The 23,729-nt window shown below is 36.4% G+C and carries 26 protein-coding genes; 23 read left to right on the plus strand and 3 right to left on the minus strand.

What is annotated here, in order from left to right; genetic code table 11:
- The first annotated feature begins 13 nt into the window (after positions 1-13).
- The 16 genes from galT to IGL36_RS04435 all read left to right on the plus strand — a co-directional run bounded on the left by galT (position 14) and on the right by IGL36_RS04435 (position 11,839).
- Positions 14-1,504 (plus strand): UDP-glucose--hexose-1-phosphate uridylyltransferase, encoded by a 1,491-nt coding sequence (galT, locus tag IGL36_RS04360; RefSeq protein ID WP_002397739.1) that lies wholly within the window; start codon positions 14-16, stop codon positions 1,502-1,504.
- A 6-nt stretch (positions 1,505-1,510) separates the two neighbouring features.
- Positions 1,511-2,515 (plus strand): LacI family DNA-binding transcriptional regulator, encoded by a 1,005-nt coding sequence (locus tag IGL36_RS04365; protein ID WP_002358146.1) that lies wholly within the window; start codon positions 1,511-1,513, stop codon positions 2,513-2,515.
- 9 nt (positions 2,516-2,524) lie between these two features.
- Positions 2,525-3,091 (plus strand): kinase, encoded by a 567-nt coding sequence (locus IGL36_RS04370; protein ID WP_002414355.1) that lies wholly within the window; start codon positions 2,525-2,527, stop codon positions 3,089-3,091.
- A gap of 27 nt (positions 3,092-3,118) precedes the next feature.
- Positions 3,119-3,418 (plus strand): hypothetical protein, encoded by a 300-nt coding sequence (locus IGL36_RS04375; protein ID WP_002384750.1) that lies wholly within the window; start codon positions 3,119-3,121, stop codon positions 3,416-3,418.
- Between the two features lie 66 nt (positions 3,419-3,484).
- Positions 3,485-3,997: a GNAT family N-acetyltransferase gene (locus tag IGL36_RS04380; protein WP_002384748.1), complete on the plus strand. Its 513-nt coding sequence runs from the start codon at positions 3,485-3,487 to the stop codon at positions 3,995-3,997.
- 48 nt (positions 3,998-4,045) lie between these two features.
- On the plus strand, positions 4,046-4,486 hold the full coding sequence (locus tag IGL36_RS04385; RefSeq protein ID WP_010716936.1) for a GNAT family N-acetyltransferase: 441 nt from the start codon (positions 4,046-4,048) through the stop codon (positions 4,484-4,486).
- Between the two features lie 192 nt (positions 4,487-4,678).
- Positions 4,679-5,833 carry a multidrug efflux MFS transporter EmeA gene (gene emeA, locus IGL36_RS04390; RefSeq protein ID WP_002358140.1) on the plus strand — a complete coding sequence of 385 codons (1,155 nt, stop codon included), beginning with the start codon at positions 4,679-4,681 and terminating at the stop codon, positions 5,831-5,833.
- Between the two features lie 771 nt (positions 5,834-6,604).
- Positions 6,605-7,921: a Y-family DNA polymerase gene (locus IGL36_RS04395; RefSeq protein ID WP_002361586.1), complete on the plus strand. Its 1,317-nt coding sequence runs from the start codon at positions 6,605-6,607 to the stop codon at positions 7,919-7,921.
- A gap of 4 nt (positions 7,922-7,925) precedes the next feature.
- Positions 7,926-8,315: a hypothetical protein gene (locus tag IGL36_RS04400; RefSeq protein ID WP_002358138.1), complete on the plus strand. Its 390-nt coding sequence runs from the start codon at positions 7,926-7,928 to the stop codon at positions 8,313-8,315.
- Between the two features lie 71 nt (positions 8,316-8,386).
- On the plus strand, positions 8,387-8,584 hold the full coding sequence (locus tag IGL36_RS04405; RefSeq protein WP_002360617.1) for a hypothetical protein: 198 nt from the start codon (positions 8,387-8,389) through the stop codon (positions 8,582-8,584).
- 17 nt (positions 8,585-8,601) lie between these two features.
- Positions 8,602-8,907 (plus strand): hypothetical protein, encoded by a 306-nt coding sequence (locus IGL36_RS04410; protein ID WP_002397742.1) that lies wholly within the window; start codon positions 8,602-8,604, stop codon positions 8,905-8,907.
- Positions 8,908-8,959: 52 nt separating this feature from the next.
- Positions 8,960-9,391 carry a universal stress protein gene (locus tag IGL36_RS04415; protein ID WP_002391595.1) on the plus strand — a complete coding sequence of 144 codons (432 nt, stop codon included), beginning with the start codon at positions 8,960-8,962 and terminating at the stop codon, positions 9,389-9,391.
- Positions 9,392-9,461: 70 nt separating this feature from the next.
- Positions 9,462-9,704: a hypothetical protein gene (locus IGL36_RS04420; RefSeq protein WP_002358134.1), complete on the plus strand. Its 243-nt coding sequence runs from the start codon at positions 9,462-9,464 to the stop codon at positions 9,702-9,704.
- Positions 9,705-10,073: 369 nt separating this feature from the next.
- The gene (locus IGL36_RS04425) at positions 10,074-10,520 is read left to right on the plus strand and encodes a GNAT family N-acetyltransferase (RefSeq protein ID WP_002397743.1); all 447 of its coding nucleotides are present in this window, start codon (positions 10,074-10,076) and stop codon (positions 10,518-10,520) included.
- A 139-nt stretch (positions 10,521-10,659) separates the two neighbouring features.
- Positions 10,660-11,373: a DsbA family oxidoreductase gene (locus IGL36_RS04430; protein WP_002369662.1), complete on the plus strand. Its 714-nt coding sequence runs from the start codon at positions 10,660-10,662 to the stop codon at positions 11,371-11,373.
- A gap of 70 nt (positions 11,374-11,443) precedes the next feature.
- Positions 11,444-11,839: a DUF805 domain-containing protein gene (locus tag IGL36_RS04435; RefSeq protein ID WP_002358131.1), complete on the plus strand. Its 396-nt coding sequence runs from the start codon at positions 11,444-11,446 to the stop codon at positions 11,837-11,839.
- Positions 11,840-12,019: 180 nt separating this feature from the next.
- Here the strand turns inward: IGL36_RS04435 and IGL36_RS04440 are convergent, their stop codons facing one another.
- A complete protein-coding gene (locus IGL36_RS04440; protein WP_002382000.1) occupies positions 12,020-13,441 on the minus strand; it encodes a helix-turn-helix domain-containing protein in 1,422 nt (473 codons plus the stop codon).
- A 174-nt stretch (positions 13,442-13,615) separates the two neighbouring features.
- On the opposite strand from IGL36_RS04440, the gene ebpA reads away from it, so the two are divergent.
- The 4 genes from ebpA to srtC all read left to right on the plus strand — a co-directional run bounded on the left by ebpA (position 13,616) and on the right by srtC (position 21,345).
- Entirely contained in the window at positions 13,616-17,080 is a 3,465-nt protein-coding gene (gene ebpA / locus IGL36_RS04445) for an endocarditis and biofilm-associated pilus tip protein EbpA (RefSeq protein ID WP_002371619.1), read from the plus strand.
- A 3-nt stretch (positions 17,081-17,083) separates the two neighbouring features.
- Positions 17,084-18,514 carry an endocarditis and biofilm-associated pilus minor subunit EbpB gene (gene ebpB, locus IGL36_RS04450; protein WP_002371618.1) on the plus strand — a complete coding sequence of 477 codons (1,431 nt, stop codon included), beginning with the start codon at positions 17,084-17,086 and terminating at the stop codon, positions 18,512-18,514.
- On the plus strand, positions 18,511-20,394 hold the full coding sequence (ebpC, locus tag IGL36_RS04455; RefSeq protein ID WP_002358127.1) for an endocarditis and biofilm-associated pilus major subunit EbpC: 1,884 nt from the start codon (positions 18,511-18,513) through the stop codon (positions 20,392-20,394). Before ebpB ends, ebpC begins: the two co-directional genes overlap by 4 nt.
- Before the next feature lie 93 nt (positions 20,395-20,487).
- Positions 20,488-21,345 carry an Ebp pilus assembly class C sortase gene (gene srtC / locus IGL36_RS04460; RefSeq protein WP_002360607.1) on the plus strand — a complete coding sequence of 286 codons (858 nt, stop codon included), beginning with the start codon at positions 20,488-20,490 and terminating at the stop codon, positions 21,343-21,345.
- A 21-nt stretch (positions 21,346-21,366) separates the two neighbouring features.
- Here srtC and IGL36_RS04465 read toward each other — a convergent pair whose 3' ends face one another.
- Positions 21,367-21,645 (minus strand): hypothetical protein, encoded by a 279-nt coding sequence (locus IGL36_RS04465; RefSeq protein ID WP_002363681.1) that lies wholly within the window; start codon positions 21,643-21,645, stop codon positions 21,367-21,369.
- 13 nt (positions 21,646-21,658) lie between these two features.
- Entirely contained in the window at positions 21,659-21,952 is a 294-nt protein-coding gene (locus tag IGL36_RS04470; RefSeq protein WP_002358125.1) for a hypothetical protein, read from the minus strand.
- Between the two features lie 194 nt (positions 21,953-22,146).
- Between IGL36_RS04470 and IGL36_RS04475 the strand changes: the two genes are divergently transcribed.
- The 3 genes from IGL36_RS04475 (at position 22,147) to IGL36_RS04485 (ending at position 23,392) form a co-directional block, all read left to right on the plus strand.
- A complete protein-coding gene (locus tag IGL36_RS04475; protein ID WP_002381996.1) occupies positions 22,147-22,350 on the plus strand; it encodes a DUF378 domain-containing protein in 204 nt (67 codons plus the stop codon).
- Positions 22,351-22,709: 359 nt separating this feature from the next.
- The gene (entV, locus tag IGL36_RS04480; protein ID WP_002358120.1) at positions 22,710-23,222 is read left to right on the plus strand and encodes an enterococcin EntV; all 513 of its coding nucleotides are present in this window, start codon (positions 22,710-22,712) and stop codon (positions 23,220-23,222) included.
- The gene (locus IGL36_RS04485) at positions 23,207-23,392 is read left to right on the plus strand and encodes a hypothetical protein (protein ID WP_002384733.1); all 186 of its coding nucleotides are present in this window, start codon (positions 23,207-23,209) and stop codon (positions 23,390-23,392) included. The genes entV and IGL36_RS04485 overlap by 16 nt, the downstream gene beginning before the upstream one ends.
- The last annotated feature ends 337 nt before the right edge of the window (positions 23,393-23,729 follow it).

Genomic DNA, 23,729 nt, shown 5'->3' on the forward strand with positions numbered 1-23,729 from the left:
AGAACATCAGATGATGAAAGAAAGTAGTAAATGGATTGCTGCATTTGTAGAGATAATCATAGAAAATGGCGATTGGACGGAAACAGACCGCTATTATTTGACGAATCGGATTGCCAAACTAGTTGGCTGTGATTTTTTTGAACAACCAGAAGCAGTTGCTTGTGAACAAGAACCGTTGCATGTGGTGGAACAGCTTTTAAACATTGCACAAGCCAATCACCAAATCGATGACTCAATTACGGAAGCAGAACAACTAGAAGCGGAGTTAATGGATTTTATTACGCCGACCCCAACCACTATTAATCGGAAGTTTATGGATTATTATCAAGAGTCTCCACGAAAAGCAACGGATTATTTTTATCAGTTATGTAAAACGAATAACTACATTAAAACGAAAGCAATCGCCAAAAATATTATTTTCCCAATGGACTCACCCTATGGTAAACTAGAAATTACCATTAACTTATCGAAGCCAGAAAAGGATGCTCGAAAAATTTTGGCTGAAAAGAAAATGAGTCAAAAAAAATATCCAGCGTGTATGTTATGTATGGAGAATGAAGGCTATTATGGTCGTGTGAATTATCCAGCACGGACAAACCATCGGATTATCCGACTAAATTTGGAGGACGAAGCTTGGGGCTTTCAATATTCGCCATATGCTTACTATAATGAGCATGCGATTTTCTTGGACCAACAACATCGAGAAATGAAAATCGAGAAAAAAACGTTCCAGCGGCTCCTTAAAATTACGGAGTTATTCCCTGAATATTTTGTGGGCTCTAATGCAGATTTGCCAATTGTTGGTGGTTCTATTTTATCTCATGATCATTACCAAGCAGGACGTCATACATTTCCAATGGATTTAGCACCAATGGAAAAAAGATTTTCTTTGAAAAAATATCCTGGGATAACTGCAGGTATTTTAAAATGGCCGATGTCTGTGATTCGTCTTCAAAGTGATCGTCAAGAGGAACTCGTTGAGGCGGCCGAATTAATTTTGACCAAATGGCGCAATTATTCTGATGAACGTGTCTCAGTTCGGGCCTATTCAGAAGATGGCACACCGCATCATACGATTACGCCAATTGCCCGACGCAAAGGGTCATTATTTGAATTGGATTTAGTTTTACGAGATAATAATGTTTCGGAGGAATTTCCAGATGGCATTTTTCATCCACATCCAGAAGTACAACATATTAAGCAAGAAAATATTGGCTTAATTGAAGTAATGGGACTAGCTATTTTGCCACCAAGGCTGGCACAAGAATTAAGAGAAGTCGAAAAGTATTTATTAAAGCAACCCAATCAAATTGCTGAAAGTCATCGAGCTTGGGCGGATGAACTCAGTCAGCAAACCATCACTGAAGCCAATGTCAAAGAAGTGATCCAACAAGGAATTGGGACAATTTTTGTTCAAATTTTAACAGATGCCGGCGTCTTTAAACGTGATGAAGAAGGCCGTCGTGCTTTTGAACGATTTATTCAATGTATTGAAAATGATTAATTTGAGGTGAGGAACATCGTAACCATTAAAGATATAGCAGAGCAAGTCGGTGTTTCTTCAGCGACAGTTTCGAGAGTTTTGAACTATGATGAAACATTATCAGTTAGTGATGAAACGAAGAAGAAAATATTTGAAACAGCAGAAACGTTAAATTATAAAAAGCGAGCCAGAAAAAAACAAGCAGGCAAAAAGAAAATTCGGTTTGTCCAATGGTTCAGCGATCCAGAAGAACTGGATGATATTTACTATTTATCGATTCGTTTAGGTGTTGAAAAGCGGGCAGAGGAATTGGGTTTTCTTTTAGTCAAAGAATCTCTGACAAACCTGTCTCAAAAAAGATTTGACGGGACAATTGCCCTAGGAAAATTTGATGAAAAGCAAGTGGCGGCCTTAGCCGCCTTAGGCGCACCTCTTCTATTTGTAGACTTTGATGCAATGGCTTTTGGCCAAAACTCCATTGTTGTTGATTTTGCTGGAAGTGTTAAAACAATTGTGCAAGAATTTTTGGCGCAAGGGCATCAGAAAATTGGTATGCTTTCTGGGCAAGAATATACGAAAGAGTCCCACGTGGCATTGGTTGATCCACGTTTTGTCGCTTTTAAAGAAACCTTAAAAGATCTGGACCTTTATCATCAAGAATGGGTTGTCGAAGCAGCTTTTTCTGTTGAAGAAGGCTATCAAGCGATGAAAGACTTTATTGAAGAAGCGGACACTCGTCCAACCGCTTTTTTCGCTGCAAGTGATACATTGGCGATTGGTGCAATGCGGGCGTTACAAGAAGCAGCCATTCGTGTGCCAGAAGATATTTCTATCATTGGTTTTAATGATATTAGTGTCGCAAAATATGTTTCACCAACATTAACAACAGTTAAAGTTCATACTGAATGGATGGGTGAGCTAGCCGTTGAGACAATGAAAGAGTTATGCTTGAATACCCCCCCAGTTCCTAGAAAAATTATTGTCGGAACGGAATTCATTCAGCGAGATTCAACGAAACATTCATCAAAATAACAGCAAAACTTGGAGAGTTTTTTCCAAGTTTTTTGCTCTTTTGTGCTGGTTTTCAACAATCAAGAAAATGGAGGGAAACAGATGCAACCGAAATTAATTATTTTACGTGGTAATTCTGGTAGTGGTAAAACAACGATAGCTAACGCGCTTCATCAGTGTCTTAAAGAACAATCGTTATTGATTTCTCAAGATGTGGTGCGCAGAGAAATGCTTCGTGTTAAAGATGAAACAGGTAATCTAAGTATTGCTTTGTTAAAACAGTTGGTAGCTTTTGGGTATCAAGAATGCCAGTATGTGATTGTTGAAGGGATTTTTCAAAAAGCCATTTATCATTCCTTTTTTCAGGAAATAATCCATCTCTTTGAAGGAAACGTTCAGGTTTATTATTTTGATATTTCTTTTGAAGAAACGTTGAAAAGACATAGCCAGAGAAACAAGAATCAAGAATTTGGTGTCGTGGAAATGAAACGTTGGTGGCTACCAGAAGATTATTTAGGGCTTGCGGGAGAACAGCGGTTATCTGAACAACTGTCTGAAAAGCAGATTATCAGGCAAATTTTAGCAGATATTCAGTAGTAAGTGCTGCGCTTTTTAGAGAAATGGATGTTGTGGTATGATAAAAAAGAAGGAGTGGTTTCAATGGATTACCAAGAACGATTAAAAAATTTACCACCTGAAGTCATGACAGCTTTTTCAGAATCATTTATTTTTTTAATCAGTAACGATAAAGTTCAACATTTTCCTGCACGAGACTTAACGCAAGCTGAAATGATTCAACGAGTGAAAGAGAAATTAGGTGAAGCGGTGACGTGGTCCTTATGGCAAGGGTTCGTTATTGCTGTTAATTCAGAAAAAACATGTGTTGCTGTTTTGCCCAAATATCATCAACTCGATGGTTTTTGAAAATGAATAAGGGAGCGAAGAAGTATTCGCTTCGTTTTATAAAATGAAAACGCTTTTCGGGAGGAAATGCTAATGTCTGAGCTAGTGGTTATTAGAGAAATGCAAGAGAAAGATATCTTAGCGCTGGATACTCAATTTGTCCAACAAGGTTGGCCAAGTCGCCAAGAGATTTTAATGAACTATTTAGAAGAACAATTAGTCAAGCAACGAACGGTTTTTGTAGCGGAGAAAAAGGCAACGCTGTTAGGTTATGTGACGTTACTGCCATTAGCTAAGGAAGGACCTTTTAAAAATTTATATCCTGAAATAGCTGATTTCAATGTATTCTTGCCATTTCAAAAACAAGGAGTGGGGCGGTTATTATTAAATCGTGCAGAAAATGTTGCCAAAAGTTATGCAGATACTGTTTCTTTGGGAGTAGGCCTGCATCCTGGTTATGGTGCAGCGCAAAGATTATATATCAAACAAGGATATGTGCCAGATGGTTCAGGAGTCTGGTTTCAAAATAAGCAGCTGAAACCAAACGAACGGTGTGTTAATGATGATGAGTTAGTTCTTTATTTATCGAAAAAACTATAGAGTAGCCAAAGTAATACTCTATAAATATCATTTAGGAGGTTGTTACCCTTGATTAGAAAAATGAAGCCAACAGATGCAGCGGCGTTAACTATCATTAATAAAGAACAATTGGGCTATGAAGTTCCCGTTGACGTGACCTGTAAACAGATTGAGAAATTACTACTAGCCAGTGACAGAGAGTTTTTATATGTTTATGAAGAAACGAAGACAGGGAAGATTTTAGGCTATGTGCATGCGCAACTGTATGAAACAATTTATTCCCAAACGTTATTGAACGTTCTGGGGTTAGTAGTGGCAAAAGAATCAGAAGGCCGTGGAATTGGCAAACAATTAATGACGAAACTAGAAACGGAAGCTAAAAAGTGTAACTTGTCTGCGATTCGCTTAAATTCAGGGGAACAGCGTACAGCAGCACATCAATTTTATGAACACATTGGCTATGTTTCTGATAAAAAACAAAAGCGATTCATTAAATACTTGGATACTTAAGTTATGTCTTTAAAAAATAACAATTTCCTTTAAAAAAATAAGTAAAAACTAGTGAAATTTTCAGTGAATTAGTGTAAAATGTATCTCAATGACTCAACGAGTGTTTCAGCCGAAACACTGTCAAAGAAAGTACATACAAAGAAACAGAAATAGCCATTTTTGATGGCTGTTTTTTTATGGAGGAGGCAAATTATGACGAAAAAAAATAGTATGATGTACTTAGCAATTTCTAACTTATTTCTTGTTTTTCTAGGCGTAGGCCTAGTCATTCCCGTAATTCCCCAATTAAAAGAAGAAATGCATTTTTCTGGTACCACAATGGGAATGATGATTTCTATTTTTGCGATTGCCCAATTAATCACGTCGCCAATCGCAGGTGTCCTTTCGGATAAAATTGGTCGGAAAAAAATGATTGCGACGGGTATGTTGGTTTTTTCAATTTCTGAGTTATTATTTGGTTTAGCCCAAGCGAAAAGCGGTTTTTATATTTCTCGTGGTTTAGGTGGGATTGCCGCCGCTTTATTAATGCCGTCAGTGACAGCTTTTGTGGCAGATATGACCACGATTTCTGAACGTCCGAAAGCGATGGGACTTGTGTCAGCTGCAATTAGTGGTGGTTTTATTATCGGACCAGGAGTTGGTGGTTTTATTGCTTATTTAGGTATTCGCGCTCCATTTTTTGCGGCCGCATTTTTAGCGTTTATTGGTTTTATTTTGACATTAACTGTTTTGAAGGAGCCAGAGAAACGAATTTTAGCCGCTGTTGAAGCGAAAAAAGGTTCATTTATGGATATTTTAAGAAATCCAATGTTTACCTCATTATTTGTGATTATCTTAATTTCCTCTTTTGGCCTGCAAGCGTTCGAATCTATTTATAGTATTATGGCGACTATTAATTTTGGCTTTACCACAAGTGAAATAGCAATCGTGATTACGGTTAGTGGTATTTTAGCGTTGATTTGTCAGTTGTTTTTCTTTGATGCAATCGTCCAAAAAATAGGTGAAATGGGTTTAATCCAATTAACCTTTTTTGCAAGTGCCATTTTTATTGCCGTGATTGCCTTTACAAAAAATAATTTAGTTGTTGTATTTTCAACGTTTATTGTCTTTTTAGCGTTTGACTTGTTTAGACCAGCAGTAACTACTTATTTATCCAAACATGCTGGAGATCAACAAGGAACCATCAACGGACTAAATTCGACATTTACAAGTTTTGGTAATATTTTAGGACCAATGGCAGCAGGAGCTTTATTTGATATCAATCACTTTTTCCCTTATTATGTTTCAGCAGTAATTCTGTTAGGAACGGGCTTTTTATCGTTATTTTTAAATCGAAATAAGATGTAAAAAGTGATAATAGGGTGTTACGGCGTCAAAAAGTTAGATGAATATTCTAACTTTTGATGCCGTTATTTATTTTTTATAGGCAGAATATGCTATAAAAAAGTATGATATAGATATGTTGTTAGTAGTTGTGATAGCGGTTTCTGGAATTGTGTGTTATGTTTTTCCTGATTACTTTGATGTTAGAGCGGCGCACACACAAACTTGGAAAGGCTAATCTTAGTAATTTAATAGAAAGTAGGTCTGGTTATGAATCTCCTTAAATATATTAGTAGCTTTATTTGGATGTTGTGCTCTTTGGGGATTATATATGCTATTCTTCGAATGATAACTAGTGTGAGCAAGACGGATTTTTCAGGAAATGGAACAAAAATCTATCTTATTTTGATAGTACTGTACACACTAGGAACGATAGGATTAGGTATGCTAGTTTCTAAAAAATGGTTCTATTTTTTGATTATTTTTATTTCTCTATGTGTATTATCACCTATAATATTGATTTGGATATTAAACTACACCAATCTATTAAAATAATCATGTTTTATATAGTATTTATTCAAGTTTATCCTCTATGTATTAATCTGAATACACTGTTATTTTATTGGAGAGTTCTTTTTCAAATATATGTAAATAGTCTAACAACAGGGTTCTGTTTGTTGTTGGACTATTTTTTTGATCACCGACCGTTCTTGAAAAAAACAAAAAAATAAACAGTGTTCGCTTGATTAATCGAACATTTGTTCGTATAATGATTTTGCAAGTGAGGTGATGTTTATGAAATTTGATTATGAAAAAGAACCTAGTCGCGATATTCTTTGTATTGATTGCAAAAGTTTTTACGCTAGTGTAGAATGCGCAGAACGTGGGTTAGATCCGTTGAAAACGATGTTAGTAGTGATGAGTAATGCCGAAAATGCGGGGGGATTAGTTTTATCAGCATCGCCAATGGCAAAAAAAGTTTTAGGTGTTTCAAATGTTACGCGTAAAAATCAAGTGCCCGCTCATCCTGATTTATATGTGGTTCCGCCACGAATGAATTTGTACATGAAAAAAAATCAAGAAATCAATAATTTATATAAAAAGTTTGTCGCAGATGAAGATCACTCTGTGTTTAGTGTAGATGAATCATTTCTTGATGTAACGGCTTCTTTAAGTTATTTTCATTGTGAAACCGCCTATAAAATGGCTCGGATTATCCAAAGAGTCGTTTATAATCATGTGGGTATTTATGTGACCGTTGGGATAGGGGACAATCCGTTACTGGCTAAATTGGCGTTGGACAATGGCGCCAAACATTCGCCAGACTTTATTGCAGAATGGCGGTATGATCGTGTACCAGATACTGTCTGGCAGTTGCCTTCTTTGACAGATTTTTGTGGGATTGGTCGCAGAATGGCTAAACGACTGAATCGTTTAGGAATTGATTCTGTATATGAGTTAGCGCAAGCGAATCCGCATCTTTTACAAGAAACATTTGGCGTGATGGGGCTTCAATTGTATGCTCATTCATGGGGGATTGATCGTACCTTTTTAGGGAAAAAAGCGCAACATAAAGCTGAAAAATCATTTGGAAATAGTCAGATTTTGCCGAGAGATTATGCGCGAAGAGATCAGATTGAACTAGTCTTAAAGGAACTGACAGAACAAGTGGCTGCTCGTTTAAGAAAAGCGCATTGTCAAACGGAATGTATCACAGTCTACGTTGGTTATTCCAAAGGTCAAATTGACCGTGAAGGACGAACTGGTTGGCGAAAACAACAAACGATTCCTGCAACAAACAATACAAAAGTTTTGATTACCTATGTATTAGCCCTTTTTAGAGAACATTATCTAGCGGGAACCGATGTCCGGCAATTAGGGCTTTCTTATGGAAAATTAGTTTGGAATGAATCTTTACAATTAGATTTATTTTCGGAACCAGAAGAGCAAATTAGTGAAATGGAGTTAAACTATCTGATTGATAAAATCCGACAAAAATTTGGCTTTCAAGCTTTAATTCACGCCTCTTCTTTGTTGGAAGGCGCGACGGCAATTCATCGTTCAGGATTAGTCGGTGGACATGCTGGAGGAAATGTCGGTTTAGGAGGATAACATCATGAAACGAACAAAAAAAGAATTTACACCTTATAATGAGTACCATGATCGGCCCTTTGAACTGAAATGGGCGACCGCTTTTGCATTGGGGGAGTTACAAGAAGGAATCGAAGCTTCTGACGAATATTCTAAGAGAGCGTTTGAACGCTTACCGCAACAGACAACAGAAGAAATTGAAGAATACTTAGAGCAGTCTTTAAAAAATAACCAAGTTTTAGAAATCCAATTGAATACATTGGATGATTTTGGCCGTGTTCAACCGCCAATTGTTGGTGTTTTTGAAGGGATGAGTTCAATGGAGTATGCAAAAGTTGGACATACACATATTTTATTTGAAGAGATTCGTCATATTAAAAGTCATGAGTTTACAAAGTGGTCGAGCCTTGATTAAAAAACTATTGTTATACGTGCGTTTTGTGAAAACATATGAGATAATGTTCATAGGTAATAGAAATAAAAATTATGGAGGTGGCTAGGATGGGACATCATTTAAAAGGACACCATGGCAAAAAAACAAACGCAAATGGCGGCTTTTTAACAAAGTTATTGGCAGGCGGCGCCTTAGTGGGCGTAGGAAAAAAGTTATACGACAATCGTGAAAAAATTAAAGAGCTGTTAAGTGACGACAAAGAAAAAAGCAACGACACTGAAAACAAATAAAGGACTGGATTGACGGAATGGTAAAAGATGCAGCGTATATTATTGAAGAGATTACCACGATTTTAGAGGGAACCTATTTTGTGATAACCAAGAAAGCGAATAAGCGCCGCATGTGTTTACATGTTTCGGATACCGCGAAAGAATTTTTACGTTGTCGACTGGAATATGAAACATTCTTAGAGCAACAGTTTGATTATGCCACAAGGTTTTTAGAAACATGTACGGAAGATGTTTCTGTTGAAATTCAAACGGGACTACTTGAAGAAACAAATTATCAAGCATTAACTGTGGAAAAATTACAACAGATAGCCACTAAAATGTAACACAGCTGTTGTGTTAGTTTTGATTCTTAATTTGGTTAAGGAGGCGGATAAAATGTCAGTATATCAACATATTTTGGTTGCTCTTGATGGCTCAGATCAATCTGAAAAAGCTTTTCATGAAGCTGTCAGGATTGCTAAAGAGGAACAAGCCACTCTTTATTTAGCTACAATTATTAATGATGCTGAATTTACGACGAGTCCATTTTCTTTTGAAGAATTGTATGATTTAGAAAAACACAAGTCAGAAGAGATGCTCACTGAAAAGGCAAAACAAGCGAGTGAAATTGGTGTAAAAACAGTCAAAAAAATTGTTGAGCTTGGGAGCCCAAAACGTTATCTTGCCAATACGATTTCTGAAAATTATGCCATAGATTTAATTGTGCTAGGTGCCACGGGAAGAGGTGCTATTCAACGAACCTTGATTGGTTCTACTACAGATTATGTAGTTAACCATGCTTTGTGCAATGTCTTAGTTGTTCGCTAATTGTGAGTAAATAATCAAGGAAACAATGTTTTATCGGGGCGTTTTTTTAAATTAAACGAGAGGTGAGTTTATGAAAACAAAAATCGGAAAAACAGTTATCTTGTCAGCGTTTTTATTCACAAGTTTCCTTTTACTGAGTGGTTGTACCTCGGCTGGCGAAGAGATGGAAAAAACAATTGATCGACAGAAAGAAAAAGTCGATAAAACGGTCGATAAGCAGAAACATAAAAATGAAAATTCCATGGAAAGTTACGACGAAAAAGTTGACCGTTCTTTAGATAGTCAAGAAGACAAAATCGATACTACTGAGTAACGGGAAAGCTTTCAACTATCGGCTAGTAAATAAATAATATACAAAAGGGAGCATCCACTGCAGTTATTTCTCACAGCGGATCCTCTCTTTTGTGGTTAAAAAGAAAAAGTTAACAGCTCCCCAACAGTTAACTTTTAATCATGTTGCACATAGTTAAAACACTCTATATATCATTTATATCATTTGAAACGGGTGGTGTAAAAAGAAATCTCTTGAAAAGAGTCTCCATTTATAGGGAAGATTTCCCATAAAAAAGAGAAACGTATAATCACAGAAAGTTAGAGAAAGCAAAGGGAAATAAGTATGTTAAAATAAGAAGCAAGAAAGAATACAAGTATGCAGAAAATAACAACTAATTAGGTGAAAACAATGGAAATACATTTTGAAAAAGTAACAAGCGATAATCGTAAAGCAGTGGAAAACCTACAAGTTTTCGCTGAACAACAAACCTTCATTGAATCAATGGCAGAAAATCTAAAAGAATCGGACCAATTTCCAGAATGGGAATCGGCAGGTATTTATGACGGCAATCAATTAATCGGCTATGCCATGTATGGACGTTGGCAAGATGGGCGCATTTGGCTAGACCGCTTTTTAATTGATCAACGGTTCCAAGGACAAGGTTATGGGAAAGCAGCCTGTCGACTTTTAATGTTAAAACTAATAGAAAAATACCAAACAAACAAGCTATACTTGAGTGTTTATGATACGAACAGCTCAGCAATTCGGTTGTATCAACAACTCGGTTTTGTATTTAATGGTGAATTAGATACGAATGGTGAGCGGGTAATGGAATGGACATATCAGAATAAGTAGATAGAACAGGTGAGACAAAAGCCACAGCGCATTTTGTTTCACCTTTTTCTTTTAATTGGCTTCATTTGTTTACTTTTAGTAAGTAAAATGGTAAATTTAGTTCAATCTGTTTTGAAAAAAGAGTTACTGGAGGGGAAGGATGAAAATAGAATTTTTCCATGATGTTATTTGTAGTTTTTGTTTTCCAATGTCTGACCGCATGCATGAGATTCAACAAGAATTTCCTGAAATTGAATTGATTCATCGGTCGTTTGCGTTAGGATGGTCAGCAAACGATTTTGAAACAATGTTTGGCTCACGAGCAGCAGTAAAAGAAGAAGTTTTGACGCATTGGGTGCATGCCAATCAAAACGATTCAAAGCATCGTTTTAATATTGAAGGGATGAGGAAGCAACGATTTGATTTTCCAACATCAAAGAATGCATTATTAGCAGCAAAAGCAGCTGGATACATTGGCAACCAAGACACCTATTGGTTACTGTTTGATAAGTTACAAGAAGGTTTATTTATGAGAAGTTTAAATATTGAAGAGCCAGAAGTAATTGAGGAGCTAGTAAAAGAGACAACGATTGATTTTGCTTTATGGAAAGAAGCTGTTGCTTCCGAGGCTGTTTGGACGGCGGTTCAAGAAGATTTCGCGCTAGCTTCTGCTTATGGTCTACAAGGAGTTCCCGCACTAATCATTAATCAAAAATATTTAATTAATGGTGCAGTACCGAAACAGCAAATCAGCCAAACTATTCAAAAAATTCTCGCAGAAGAAAAACAACAGCAACCGTTAGTTTCATTAACTCCTTCTTCTGAAGAGTCAGCTTCGTGTGAGTTTAAGGAAGGCACATGGACGTGTCATTAAGCGGCATAAAATAACGTTATTCTTTGACAAAACGAAAGACTTCTGTAATAGTTAATGCGGGGGTGATAATATGTTTAACGCGTATAGAGAATACTGGAATAATATTACAACAATGAATGCGTCAGCAACACGAGCACAATATTGGTGGCCACAATTAATTAATTATTTGGTGTTAGGGATTTATTCAGCAATTACGGGCGTTTACAGATATATTGAAGTAACACCCAATGATGGAACAATCATTAAAGAATGGAATACTGTGACCATTATCTTTTTCTTGCTGACTGCTTTAATTTGGTTGGCAAACTTTACTGTTCGAGCAAGAAGATTGCATGATCGCGACCACAGTAACTGGTGGATTTTATTCTATTTACTTCCTTTTATCGGTACTTTAGTGATCTTCATTACATTAATTTTGCCAAGTAAAAGTCACACAAGATGGCCAGTGAATCAATCAGAAATTTAATTTGCTGGTTTAGCTGATTATCTTAAGAGTGAAAATAGGACATAAGTCATTTCGACTTATGTCCTATTTTCTTTTTTATTTCAGAAAAATAAAAATATCTTCTGTATGATGGCACCTCACATTACGCGGTTCTTGCTAAAAGGGCTATCTTTTTGGTAGATAGGGAAAACCATTAAGACGTTAAAAGTTTAATAAATCGAGCAATTCTCTTTTGTTAGAAAATAAGATAGCATCATTAATTAAAATACTTGGAACACTGGTTTCAATAATTGGTTGATTGGTAATAATCAAGTCAAATTCTTCGAGTCGATGGTCACCTAATTGTTCTTCCGTAATTGCTAACGTATTTGAACGAATCCGATGCAAAGCTAAAATATCGTGGACATAGTTTCCAATATATTGACTATGATTCAGGCCCATGTCGCTAATAATCAAAATCTTTTTTGAGTCGAAACTCTGGTTAATTTCTGGAAAAGTATTAAGCAACCAAAAAATATAAGAAGATGAATAGTTTAATAGATTTGTTTCTAAAAGAGCGGAAAAGAAATGCAATTCTGCTTTTAATCGTGCATATAAGTGAAGCTGAGTAAAATGAATTTGTCGAGTGAAAAAGGTGGCCCTTTGTGTCAATTCGGAGGTGTCAAAAGGCACTAATTGAGAAAACAAATAAAGACAGGTTAACAAGTGAACAGCGAAGTCGACGACTTCTTCTGTTAATTGTTCAATCTGTGAAAAAGCATTAAATTTTAAATTTTCACGTATTCTTTGACTGATGACTTCTTGGTCTTCGGAGTAGTATTGCTGAAAAGCGCCTCTTTGAAAATACCGGAGAACTTCTCGATAGGTTTCACGGCTGAGCCCAGTAAAATGACGACTGAGTAAAAGATAATCTTCCATTTTGATTGGACTCTTTTTATCTGTTTTTTTCTGGAAACGTTGTTGAAATCCTTGATGCTCTCTTAATAAATCAACAATAAAATACATAATAAAGAAATCGTGTTCATAACTGTTATCCATACTAATAATATTTAATTGGCATTGATTACGGCGCATTAATTGTTTGATTTCCTGCTTATCTAATTGATAAGGCAATTCATAATGACCATAATACATTAAAAAGAAAAAGGTTGTAAAAATACGTAAAGGCAATTCTTCTGTTTGGCTAGTTAATTGATAGCCTTGATCAACGATAACGCGAAGAGAGTAAGTTTCCAAGACCTGATTACACTGCTTCAATTTTCGAGCAAAAGAAGAGCGACTAATATTAATGGTATCGCAATAATATTCGATGGTTTTGCCAGGATTTTGGATAAACTCATGGAGCAATTGGGTGGTCGTTGACGTTTTTGCCATATCCGTCAGCACGTTTAAATATAAGGACACATTAAAGTTTTCTAAACGATAGCCTAATTTATGCGATGTTTTAATGGTTAAACTTTCGCCCCAACGCTGTTTAATCTCCTCAATATAACGAATAAAAGTAGACTCAGAACTACCAATATATTTTGCAAGTTCTTTTTTAGTCATCCATTTATCAGAAATGGATAAGACACGAATGATTTCTTCCATTTTCCGATAATTTTTTTCTAAAAACCTAATCATATTGTTTCCTCCCAAGTCCTTTACTTTAATGAAACAATCATCGAAACAATAACGCAATTTCAGAAATGAAACCGCTTGGTATGAAAGCTGGTGTGATTTAATGAGCTCCTTCTCTGTATAATAATTATCAGATTAGAATAATGAAATTTTACGTGCTAGGCAATTCTAATTTAACTGTTAATTCATAAAAGAAAGGAGAGAACAGACATTAAATTACTAAAGAAATTTGGGGTTTTCGGCGTAGTCTTTTTACTTGTCTCATCCTATTTCATACCGCTCATTGGCTATGCAGAAACAGCCAAAGAAGTTGAAATTACATCCGCTCAAATGATAACAGATGAGAATGATAAAACGAATATTAATATCGAGTTAAATCTTCTCAACCAAACAGAGCAGCCATTACAACGAGAAATTCAATTGAAAAATGCACAGTTCATGGATACTGCTGTAATTGAAAAAGACGGATATTCTTACCAAGTGACTAATGGTACGCTTTATCTGACTTTGGACGCACAAGTAAAAAAGCCGGTACAGCTTTCGTTAGCTGTTGAGCAAAGTTCGCTTCAAACAGCTCAGCCACCTAAGTTATTGTATGAAAACAACGAATATGATGTTTCAGTTACTTCTGAAAAAATAACAGTAGAGGATTCTGCTAAAGAATCAACTGAACCAGAAAAAATAACTGTACCAGAAAATACGAAAGAAACTAACAAAAATGATTCGGCTCCAGAAAAAACAGAACAGCCGACCGCAACAGAAGAGGTAACCAATCCATTTGCAGAAGCAAGAATGGCGCCAGCTACTTTGAGAGCGAATCTGGCACTGCCTTTAATTGCACCACAATACACGACGGATAATTCTGGGACTTATCCGACAGCTAATTGGCAGCCCACAGGCAATCAAAATGTGTTAAACCATCAAGGGAATAAAGACGGTAGTGCACAATGGGACGGCCAAACGAGTTGGAATGGGGACCCTACTAATCGCACAAATTCTTATATTGAGTATGGCGGTACAGGAGACCAAGCCGATTATGCCATCCGAAAATATGCTAGAGAAACAACAACACCAGGGCTTTTTGATGTATATCTTAATGTGCGTGGGAATGTTCAGAAAGAAATCACGCCATTGGATTTGGTCTTAGTCGTTGACTGGTCCGGAAGTATGAATGAAAACAATCGGATTGGTGAAGTTCAAAAAGGAGTGAACCGTTTTGTTGATACATTGGCAGATAGCGGTATTACCAATAACATCAACATGGGCTATGTTGGCTACTCAAGTGACGGTTATAATAACAACGCCATTCAAATGGGACCGTTTGATACAGTCAAAAATCCAATTAAAAATATTACGCCAAGTAGCACTAGAGGAGGAACTTTCACTCAAAAAGCATTAAGAGATGCTGGTGATATGTTAGCAACGCCAAATGGACATAAGAAAGTCATTGTACTTTTAACGGATGGCGTCCCAACCTTCTCTTATAAAGTGAGTCGAGTTCAAACAGAGGCGGATGGTCGCTTTTACGGGACACAATTTACGAATCGACAAGATCAACCAGGTAGCACTTCTTATATCTCTGGTAGCTATAATGCGCCAGATCAAAACAATATCAATAAACGGATTAACAGTACGTTTATCGCCACGATAGGTGAGGCAATGGCCTTAAAACAACGTGGGATTGAAATACATGGATTGGGCATTCAATTGCAAAGCGATCCACGAGCTAATTTATCTAAACAACAAGTTGAAGATAAAATGCGTGAGATGGTGTCAGCCGATGAAAATGGAGACCTTTATTATGAATCCGCGGATTATGCACCAGACATTTCTGATTATTTAGCGAAAAAAGCCGTTCAGATTTCAGGAACGGTTGTAAACGGAAAAGTAGTTGATCCAATTGCTGAACCTTTTAAATACGAGCCAAATACATTATCAATGAAAAGTGTGGGTCCTGTTCAGGTTCAAACATTACCAGAAGTGTCGCTAACAGGCGCTACAATTAATAGTAATGAGATTTATTTGGGTAAAGGGCAAGAAATTCAAATTCATTATCAAGTACGTATTCAAACAGAGTCAGAAAACTTCAAACCTGATTTTTGGTATCAAATGAATGGTCGGACAACGTTTCAGCCATTAGCCACGGCCCCTGAAAAAGTTGATTTTGGGGTTCCTTCGGGAAAAGCACCTGGCGTGAAGTTAAACGTGAAAAAAATCTGGGAAGAGTATGATCAAGACCCAATAAGTCGGCCAGATAACGTGATTTATGAAATTAGTAGAAAGCAAGTAACTGACACAGCCAACTGGCAAACTGGGTATATTAAATTATCAAAACCAGAAAATGATACCAGCAATAGTTGGGAGCGCAAAAATGTAACCCAACTTTCCAAAACCGCGGATGAAAGCTATCAAGAAGTTCTTGGACTTCCCCAATACAACAATCAAGGACAAGCTTTCAATTATCAAACAACCCGTGAATTAGCAGTTCCTGGTTACAGTCAAGAAAAAATCGACGATACTACTTGGAAAAACACGAAGCAGTTCAAGCCATTAGATTTAAAAGTAATCAAAAATTCTTCCTCAGGTGAGAAAAACTTAGTGGGAGCCGTCTTTGAATTGAGTGGTAAAAATGTTCAAACAACATTAGTGGACAATAAAGATGGGAGCTATTCCTTGCCAAAAGATGTGCGCCTACAAAAAGGGGAACGCTATACATTAACTGAAGTAAAAGCACCTGCAGGACATGAGTTAGGTAAGAAAACGACTTGGCAAATTGAGGTGAATGAGCAAGGCAAAGTAAGCATCGATGGACAAGAAGTGACCACCACAAATCAAGTTATTCCATTGGAAATTGAAAATAAATTTTCTTCTTTGCCAATCAGAATTAGAAAATACACCATGCAAAATGGCAAACAAGTGAACTTAGCAGAGGCGACTTTTGCGTTGCAAAGAAAAAATGCTCAAGGAAGTTACCAAACTGTGGCAACTCAAAAAACAGATACTGCAGGATTGAGCTATTTTAAAATTAGTGAACCTGGTGAGTATCGAATGGTGGAACAATCAGGACCATTAGGCTACGACACTCTTGCTGGAAATTATGAATTTACTGTTGATAAATATGGGGAAATTCACTATGCAGGCAAAAATATTGAAGAAAATGCGCCAGAATGGACACTGACACATCAAAATCATTTGAAACCTTTTGACTTAACGGTTCATAAAAAAGCCGATAATCAGACGCCACTTAAAGGAGCGAAATTCCGTTTAACAGGACCAGATACGGATATTGAATTACCAAAAGATGGCAAAGAAACGGATACTTTTGTTTTTGAAAACTTAAAACCAGGGAAATATGTCCTAACAGAAACCTTTACGCCAGAAGGATATCAGGGGTTAAAAGAACCAATCGAATTAATAATTCGTGAAGATGGTTCAGTCACGATAGATGGGGAAAAAGTAGCAGATGTTTTAATTTCTGGAGAGAAGAATAATCAAATTACTTTAGATGTTACGAACCAAGCAAAGGTTCCTTTACCTGAAACTGGTGGCATAGGACGCTTGTGGTTTTACTTGATAGCGATTAGTACATTCGTGATAGCGGGTGTTTATCTCTTTATTAGACGACCAGAAGGGAGTGTGTAATCAATGAAAAACGCACGTTGGTTAAGTATTTGCGTCATGCTACTCGCTCTTTTCGGGTTTTCACAGCAAGCATTAGCAGAGGCATCGCAAGCAAGCGTTCAAGTTACGTTGCACAAATTATTGTTCCCTGATGGTCAATTACCAGAACAGCAGCAAAACACAGGGGAAGAGGGAACGCTGCTTCAAAATTATCGGGGCTTAAATGACGTCACTTATCAAGTCTATGATGTGACGGATCCGTTTTATCAGCTTCGTTCTGAAGGAAAAACGGTCCAAGAGGCACAGCGTCAATTAGCAGAAACCGGTGCAATGAATAGAAAACCGATCGCAGAAGATAAAACACAGACAATAAATGGAGAAGATGGAGTGGTTTCTTTTTCATTAGCTAGCAAAGATTCGCAGCAACGAGATAAAGCCTATTTATTTGTTGAAGCGGAAGCACCAGAAGTGGTAAAGGAAAAAGCTAGCAACCTAGTAGTGATTTTGCCTGTTCAAGATCCACAAGGGCAATCGTTAACGCATATTCATTTATATCCAAAAAATGAAGAAAATGCCTATGACTTACCACCACTTGAAAAAACGGTACTCGATAAGCAACAAGGCTTTAATCAAGGAGAGCACATTAACTATCAGTTAACGACTCAGATTCCAGCGAATATTTTAGGATATCAGGAATTCCGTTTGTCAGATAAGGCGGATACAACGTTGACACTTTTACCAGAATCAATTGAGGTAAAAGTGGCTGGAAAAACAGTTACTACAGGTTACACATTGACGACGCAAAAGCATGGATTTACGCTTGATTTTTCAATTAAAGACTTACAAAACTTTGCAAATCAAACAATGACTGTGTCGTATCAAATGCGTTTAGAAAAGACCGCTGAACCAGACACTGCGATTAACAACGAAGGACAATTAGTCACGGACAAGCATACCTTGACTAAAAGAGCCGCAGTTCGTACAGGCGGCAAGTCTTTTGTCAAAGTTGATAGTGAAAATGCGAAAATCACCTTGCCAGAGGCTGCTTTTATCGTCAAAAATCAAGCGGGGGAATACCTCAATGAAACAGCAAACGGGTATCGTTGGCAAAAAGAAAAAGCATTAGCTAAAAAATTCACGTCTAATCAAGCCGGTGAATTTTCAGTTAAAGGCTTAAAAGATGGCCAGTACTTCTTGGAAGAAATCTCTGCACCAAAAGGTTATCTTCTGAATCAAACAGAAATTCCTTTTACGGTGGAAAAAAATTCTTATGCAACGAACGGACAACGAACAGCACCGTTACATGTAATCAATAAAAAAGTAAAAGAGTCAGGCTTCTTACCAAAAACAAATGAAGAACGTTCTATTTGGTTGACGATTGCAGGCCTGCTAATCATTGGGCTGGTAGTCATTTGGCTATTTTATCAAAAACAAAAAAGAGGAGAGAGAAAATGAAGCAATTAAAAAAAGTTTGGTACACCGTTAGTACCTTGTTACTAATTTTGCCACTTTTCACGAGTGTATTAGGGACAACAACTGCATTTGCAGAAGAAAATGGGGAGAGCGCACAGCTCGTGATTCACAAAAAGAAAATGACGGATTTACCAGATCCGCTTATTCAAAATAGCGGGAAAGAAATGAGCGAGTTTGATAAATATCAAGGACTGGCAGATGTGACGTTTAGTATTTATAACGTGACGAGCGAATTTTACGAGCAACGAGCGGCAGGCGCAAGCGTTGATGCAGCTAAACAAGCTGTCCAAAGTTTAACTCCTGGGAAACCTGTTGCTCAAGGAACCACCGATGCAAATGGGAATGTCACTGTTCAGTTACCTAAAAAACAAAATGGTAAAGATGCAGTGTATACCATTAAAGAAGAACCAAAAGAGGGTGTAGTTGCTGCTACGAATATGGTGGTGGCGTTCCCAGTTTACGAAATGATCAAGCAAGCAGATGGTTCCTATAAATATGGAACAGAAGAATTAGCGATTGTTCATATTTATCCTAAAAATGTGGTAGCCAATGATGGTAGTTTACATGTGAAAAAAGTAGGAACTGCTGAAAATGAAGGATTAAATGGTGCAGAATTTGTTATTTCCAAAAGCGAAGGCTCACCAGGCACAGTAAAATATATCCAAGGAGTCAAAGATGGATTATATACATGGACAACGGATAAAGAACAAGCAAAACGCTTTATTACTGGGAAAAGTTATGAAATTGGCGAAAATGATTTTACAGAAGCAGAGAATGGAACGGGAGAATTAACAGTTAAAAATCTTGAGGTTGGTTCGTATATTTTAGAAGAAGTAAAAGCTCCAAATAATGCAGAATTAATTGAAAATCAAACAAAAACACCATTTACAATTGAAGCAAACAATCAAACACCTGTTGAAAAAACAGTCAAAAATGATACCTCTAAAGTTGATAAAACAACACCAAACTTAGATGGTAAAGATGTGGCAATTGGCGAAAAAATTAAATATCAAATTTCTGTAAATATTCCATTGGGGATTGCAGACAAAGAAGGCGACGCTAATAAATACGTCAAATTCAATTTAGTTGATAAACATGATGCAGCCTTAACTTTTGATAACGTGACTTCTGGAGAGTATGCCTATGCGTTATATGATGGGGATACAATGATCGCTCCTGAAAATTATCAAGTGACTGAACAAGCAAATGGCTTCACTGTCGCCGTTAATCCAGCGTATATTCCTACGCTAACACCAGGCGGCACACTAAAATTCGTTTACTTTATGCATTTAAATGAAAAAGCAGATCCTACGAAAGGCTTTAAAAATGAGGCGAATGTTGATAACGGTCATACCGACGACCAAACACCACCAACTGTTGAAGTGGTGACAGGTGGGAAACGTTTCATTAAAGTCGATGGCGATGTGACAGCGACACAAGCCTTGGCGGGAGCTTCCTTTGTCGTCCGTGATCAAAACAGCGACACAGCAAATTATTTGAAAATCGATGAAACAACGAAAGCAGCAACTTGGGTGAAAACAAAAGCTGAAGCAACTACTTTTACAACAACGGCTGATGGATTAGTTGATATCACAGGGCTTAAATACGGTACCTATTATTTAGAAGAAACTGTAGCTCCTGATGATTATGTCTTGTTAACAAATCGGATTGAATTTGTGGTCAATGAACAATCATATGGCACAACAGAAAACCTAGTTTCACCAGAAAAAGTACCAAACAAACACAAAGGTACCTTACCTTCAACAGGTGGCAAAGGAATCTACGTTTACTTAGGAAGTGGCGCAGTCTTGCTACTTATTGCAGGAGTCTACTTTGCTAGACGTAGAAAAGAAAATGCTTAATTTCTAGCATCACCGAAGAAATTTTTAGAAAAACAAAGAGCCTGGGCCAATCACTGTCCCAGGCTTTCATGCTTTATTTTTAAGGAGGAAGCAATGAAGTCAAAAAAGAAACGTCGTATCATTGATGGTTTTATGATTCTTTTACTGATTATTGGAATAGGTGCATTTGCGTATCCTTTTGTTAGCGATGCATTAAATAACTATCTGGATCAACAAATTATCGCTCATTATCAAGCAAAAGCAAGCCAAGAAAACACCAAAGAAATGGCTGAACTTCAAGAAAAAATGGAAAAGAAAAACCAAGAATTAGCGAAAAAAGGCAGCAATCCTGGATTAGATCCTTTTTCTGAAACGCAAAAAACAACGAAAAAACCAGACAAATCCTATTTTGAAAGTCATACGATTGGTGTTTTAACCATTCCAAAAATAAATGTCCGTTTACCAATTTTTGATAAAACGAATGCATTGCTATTGGAAAAAGGAAGCTCCTTGTTAGAAGGAACCTCCTATCCTACAGGTGGTGCGAATACACATGCGGTCATTTCAGGCCATCGTGGTCTCCCTCAAGCCAAATTATTTACAGATTTGCCAGAATTAAAAAAAGGCGATGAATTTTATATCGAAGTTAATGGGAAGACGCTTGCTTATCAAGTAGATCAAATAAAAACCGTTGAACCAACTGATACAAAAGATTTACACATTGAGTCTGGCCAAGATCTCGTCACTTTATTAACTTGCACACCGTATATGATAAACAGTCATCGGTTATTAGTTCGAGGACATCGTATCCCATATCAACCAGAAAAAGCAGCAGCGGGGATGAAAAAAGTGGCACAACAACAAAATTTACTATTATGGACATTACTTTTAATTGCCTGTGCGTTAATTATTAGCGGCTTCATTATCTGGTACAAGCGGCGGAAAAAGACGACCAGAAAGCATGGAAATTAACGATTCGTATAATAAAAGTGACTATGTTTTTATTTTTTTAAACCCTTTACGTAGTAAATCAATGACCAAACCTAAGCAAAAATAAGTACAAAAATGAAGCCCAGAAGAAATCAACATTCTGGTTGTTAAAGGCTGCTGGGAATAATAAGTATCCAGCACAGGCGTTTGGTGAATAATAGAAAAACCTAGAAAATCTGTAAGGGCCAATAGAAATCCCTTACTATCATATCCAGAAAACCAAAGTAGTATGACGAAAAGGCTAAACATACTAAAAAAAAGAGTAAAAAAATAGCTTTTCAATTTTTAATCCTCCTTATCGTGCATAATTGAACCAGAGAAACAGAAGTATTAACGAAATAACTAAAAGAGCAAGCCCTGAATAAAAAGCGACAAAGGGCCAATCAATCGACTGTTTAAATTCCTGCCAAGTTTGGATTTTTCTGTTTTTTTTCGCGCTATCCTCAAGCGTGAGTAAATAATTCAATAGTAAGAGGAGCAGCAACACCGTGAAATCATTTGTGGTAAAAAGCACATGTAAAAATAGAATGACAAAGACAACACGGGATAACACTCGATTCCGCAAAATTAAAAATAACTTAGCACGCATAATAAACCACCATTTCTTATCAGAGATAATGAATCTGTTTTTGTCTACTCTTTAGTTATATCATAAAATTCTTAATAACGAAAAAATGATTCGAGAAAATAATTGAAAAAAGTTTTTTTCCTGAATCATTATTTTCGTAAATAAAGAATAAACGTGTTACTCTTGGCTTATCAAATTTGGAAGGAGTGTTAAAAATGAAATATCTGGATATTATTGCTTTAATTTTATTGATTGTCGGAGGTTTAAACTGGTTATTAGTTGGTGCATTTAATTTTGATTTAGTTGCAACAATTAGTGGCGGTGCAACCACACCATTAGCAAAAATTATCTATATTATTGTCGGAATTTGTGCGATTTATTCTATTAAGTTTTTAGCTCCTTTGTTCCGCGAACCATAGGATTGATTTAAAAGATTTAGATAACGTGAAGTTATTTTGACTTAGCAATTGAGAGTTTCCTTGAGAAAGGGGACTCTTTTTTTATTTTCTATATTCGTTTCAGAAGGTTTAGACAAGCTCAAAAAATATTTCAAGAGAGCTGCGTTGTTTTCAAAATAGAACCTAGCATTACCTCGAACGTACCTCAAATAACCTGTGTCTTTTTTTGAATCATTAGTTCAAATTGATGTGATCACTAGTGAGAAAAATCAGCTCTAGGATATATAGGAAAATATAAGCATCAAATAGGGATTTTGATGATAAATTATCTTTTTCCTTGTTATGATTATAACAAGGAAAAAGAAAGTAGGGATTTATTTATGGAATTACAGGTGACAAAAAAGGCTAAATTTTTTTGTTTGGCGATGGCATTACTAATGACATTAGGTATTTTTATCAGCGCTGGTACAAGTGTTTATGCATCTGACCAGCTAGAGGATTCAGAAGTTGAGGCTGTAGCAAAAGGACTGGAAGAAATGTATGCGAATGGAGTGACGGAAGATAACTTTAAAAACTATGTCAAAAATAATTTTGCTCAGCAAGAGATTTCTTCAGTTGAGGAAGAGTTAAATGTAAATATTTCTGATGCTTCAACAGTAGTTCAAGCACGTTTTAATTGGAATGCATTAGGAAGTTGCGTTGCTAACAAAATCAAAGATGAGTTTTTTGCAATGATTAGTATCAGCGCAATTGTAAAAGCTGCACAAAAGAAAGCCTGGAAAGAATTAGCAGTGACTGTATTACGCTTCGCTAAAGCCAATGGGTTAAAGACGAATGCTATTATTGTAGCTGGACAACTAGCTTTATGGGCAGTTCAATGTGGGCTAAGCTAATGAATTTAAAAGATCATGTTACGGAAATAGTAATTACTTTTATCATCGCTTTTGTGTATACTTGGATAGATTCAGGAGAAATTGAAATCTTAAAAACTCTTTTGATAACAATAATATTTTTAGCCATGTTCTATGCAATACCCAAAATCACCAATAGAAAAAGAAAATGAAGTGGTTTTAGAAAGATAATGTGTTAGGAAGTGTAAGAGGAGGTAACGAGCCTTCTCTTGCTTATAGAAAAAAAGAGCTAAAACCTTTATTTTATAAGGTTTTAGCTCTTTTTTGTTTTTCTCTACTTTTCTAAAAATGGAGACGGCGGGAATCATAAACCATTTAAACAGAAATTCATTGTTGTCAAGGCATTTAGATTTTCTACAGCACTATAAAACAAGAAAATGAACCCACTTTTCATTTGAAAGCAGTTCAAAAAGTGGTCAGAGGTCAGAACTTATTTAAATTGAATAAATTTCGTGATAAAATAGAAATAGCATAGCAAACGTTGCTACA

The organism is Enterococcus sp. AZ011 (assembly GCF_050548355.1).
GTDB lineage: Bacteria > Bacillota > Bacilli > Lactobacillales > Enterococcaceae > Enterococcus > Enterococcus faecalis.

Excerpts from the sequence above, each read along its gene's own strand:
- galT (WP_002397739.1), top strand. The coding sequence starts at position 14 with ATGAAAGAAAGTAGTAAATGGATTGCTGCATTTGTAGAGATAATCATA.
- IGL36_RS04375 (WP_002384750.1), top strand. The coding sequence starts at position 3,119 with ATGTTGTGGTATGATAAAAAAGAAGGAGTGGTTTCAATGGATTACCAA.
- IGL36_RS04380 (WP_002384748.1), top strand. The coding sequence starts at position 3,485 with ATGCTAATGTCTGAGCTAGTGGTTATTAGAGAAATGCAAGAGAAAGAT.
- emeA (WP_002358140.1), top strand. The coding sequence starts at position 4,679 with ATGACGAAAAAAAATAGTATGATGTACTTAGCAATTTCTAACTTATTT.
- IGL36_RS04395 (WP_002361586.1), top strand. The coding sequence starts at position 6,605 with ATGAAATTTGATTATGAAAAAGAACCTAGTCGCGATATTCTTTGTATT.
- IGL36_RS04400 (WP_002358138.1), top strand. The coding sequence starts at position 7,926 with ATGAAACGAACAAAAAAAGAATTTACACCTTATAATGAGTACCATGAT.
- IGL36_RS04405 (WP_002360617.1), top strand. The coding sequence starts at position 8,387 with ATGGAGGTGGCTAGGATGGGACATCATTTAAAAGGACACCATGGCAAA.
- IGL36_RS04410 (WP_002397742.1), top strand. The coding sequence starts at position 8,602 with ATGGTAAAAGATGCAGCGTATATTATTGAAGAGATTACCACGATTTTA.
- IGL36_RS04415 (WP_002391595.1), top strand. The coding sequence starts at position 8,960 with ATGTCAGTATATCAACATATTTTGGTTGCTCTTGATGGCTCAGATCAA.
- IGL36_RS04420 (WP_002358134.1), top strand. The coding sequence starts at position 9,462 with ATGAAAACAAAAATCGGAAAAACAGTTATCTTGTCAGCGTTTTTATTC.
- IGL36_RS04425 (WP_002397743.1), top strand. The coding sequence starts at position 10,074 with ATGGAAATACATTTTGAAAAAGTAACAAGCGATAATCGTAAAGCAGTG.
- IGL36_RS04430 (WP_002369662.1), top strand. The coding sequence starts at position 10,660 with ATGAAAATAGAATTTTTCCATGATGTTATTTGTAGTTTTTGTTTTCCA.
- IGL36_RS04435 (WP_002358131.1), top strand. The coding sequence starts at position 11,444 with ATGTTTAACGCGTATAGAGAATACTGGAATAATATTACAACAATGAAT.
- IGL36_RS04440 (WP_002382000.1), bottom strand. The coding sequence starts at position 13,441 with ATGATTAGGTTTTTAGAAAAAAATTATCGGAAAATGGAAGAAATCATT.
- ebpB (WP_002371618.1), top strand. The coding sequence starts at position 17,084 with ATGAAAAACGCACGTTGGTTAAGTATTTGCGTCATGCTACTCGCTCTT.
- ebpC (WP_002358127.1), top strand. The coding sequence starts at position 18,511 with ATGAAGCAATTAAAAAAAGTTTGGTACACCGTTAGTACCTTGTTACTA.
- srtC (WP_002360607.1), top strand. The coding sequence starts at position 20,488 with ATGAAGTCAAAAAAGAAACGTCGTATCATTGATGGTTTTATGATTCTT.
- IGL36_RS04470 (WP_002358125.1), bottom strand. The coding sequence starts at position 21,952 with ATGCGTGCTAAGTTATTTTTAATTTTGCGGAATCGAGTGTTATCCCGT.
- IGL36_RS04475 (WP_002381996.1), top strand. The coding sequence starts at position 22,147 with ATGAAATATCTGGATATTATTGCTTTAATTTTATTGATTGTCGGAGGT.
- entV (WP_002358120.1), top strand. The coding sequence starts at position 22,710 with ATGGAATTACAGGTGACAAAAAAGGCTAAATTTTTTTGTTTGGCGATG.
- IGL36_RS04485 (WP_002384733.1), top strand. The coding sequence starts at position 23,207 with ATGTGGGCTAAGCTAATGAATTTAAAAGATCATGTTACGGAAATAGTA.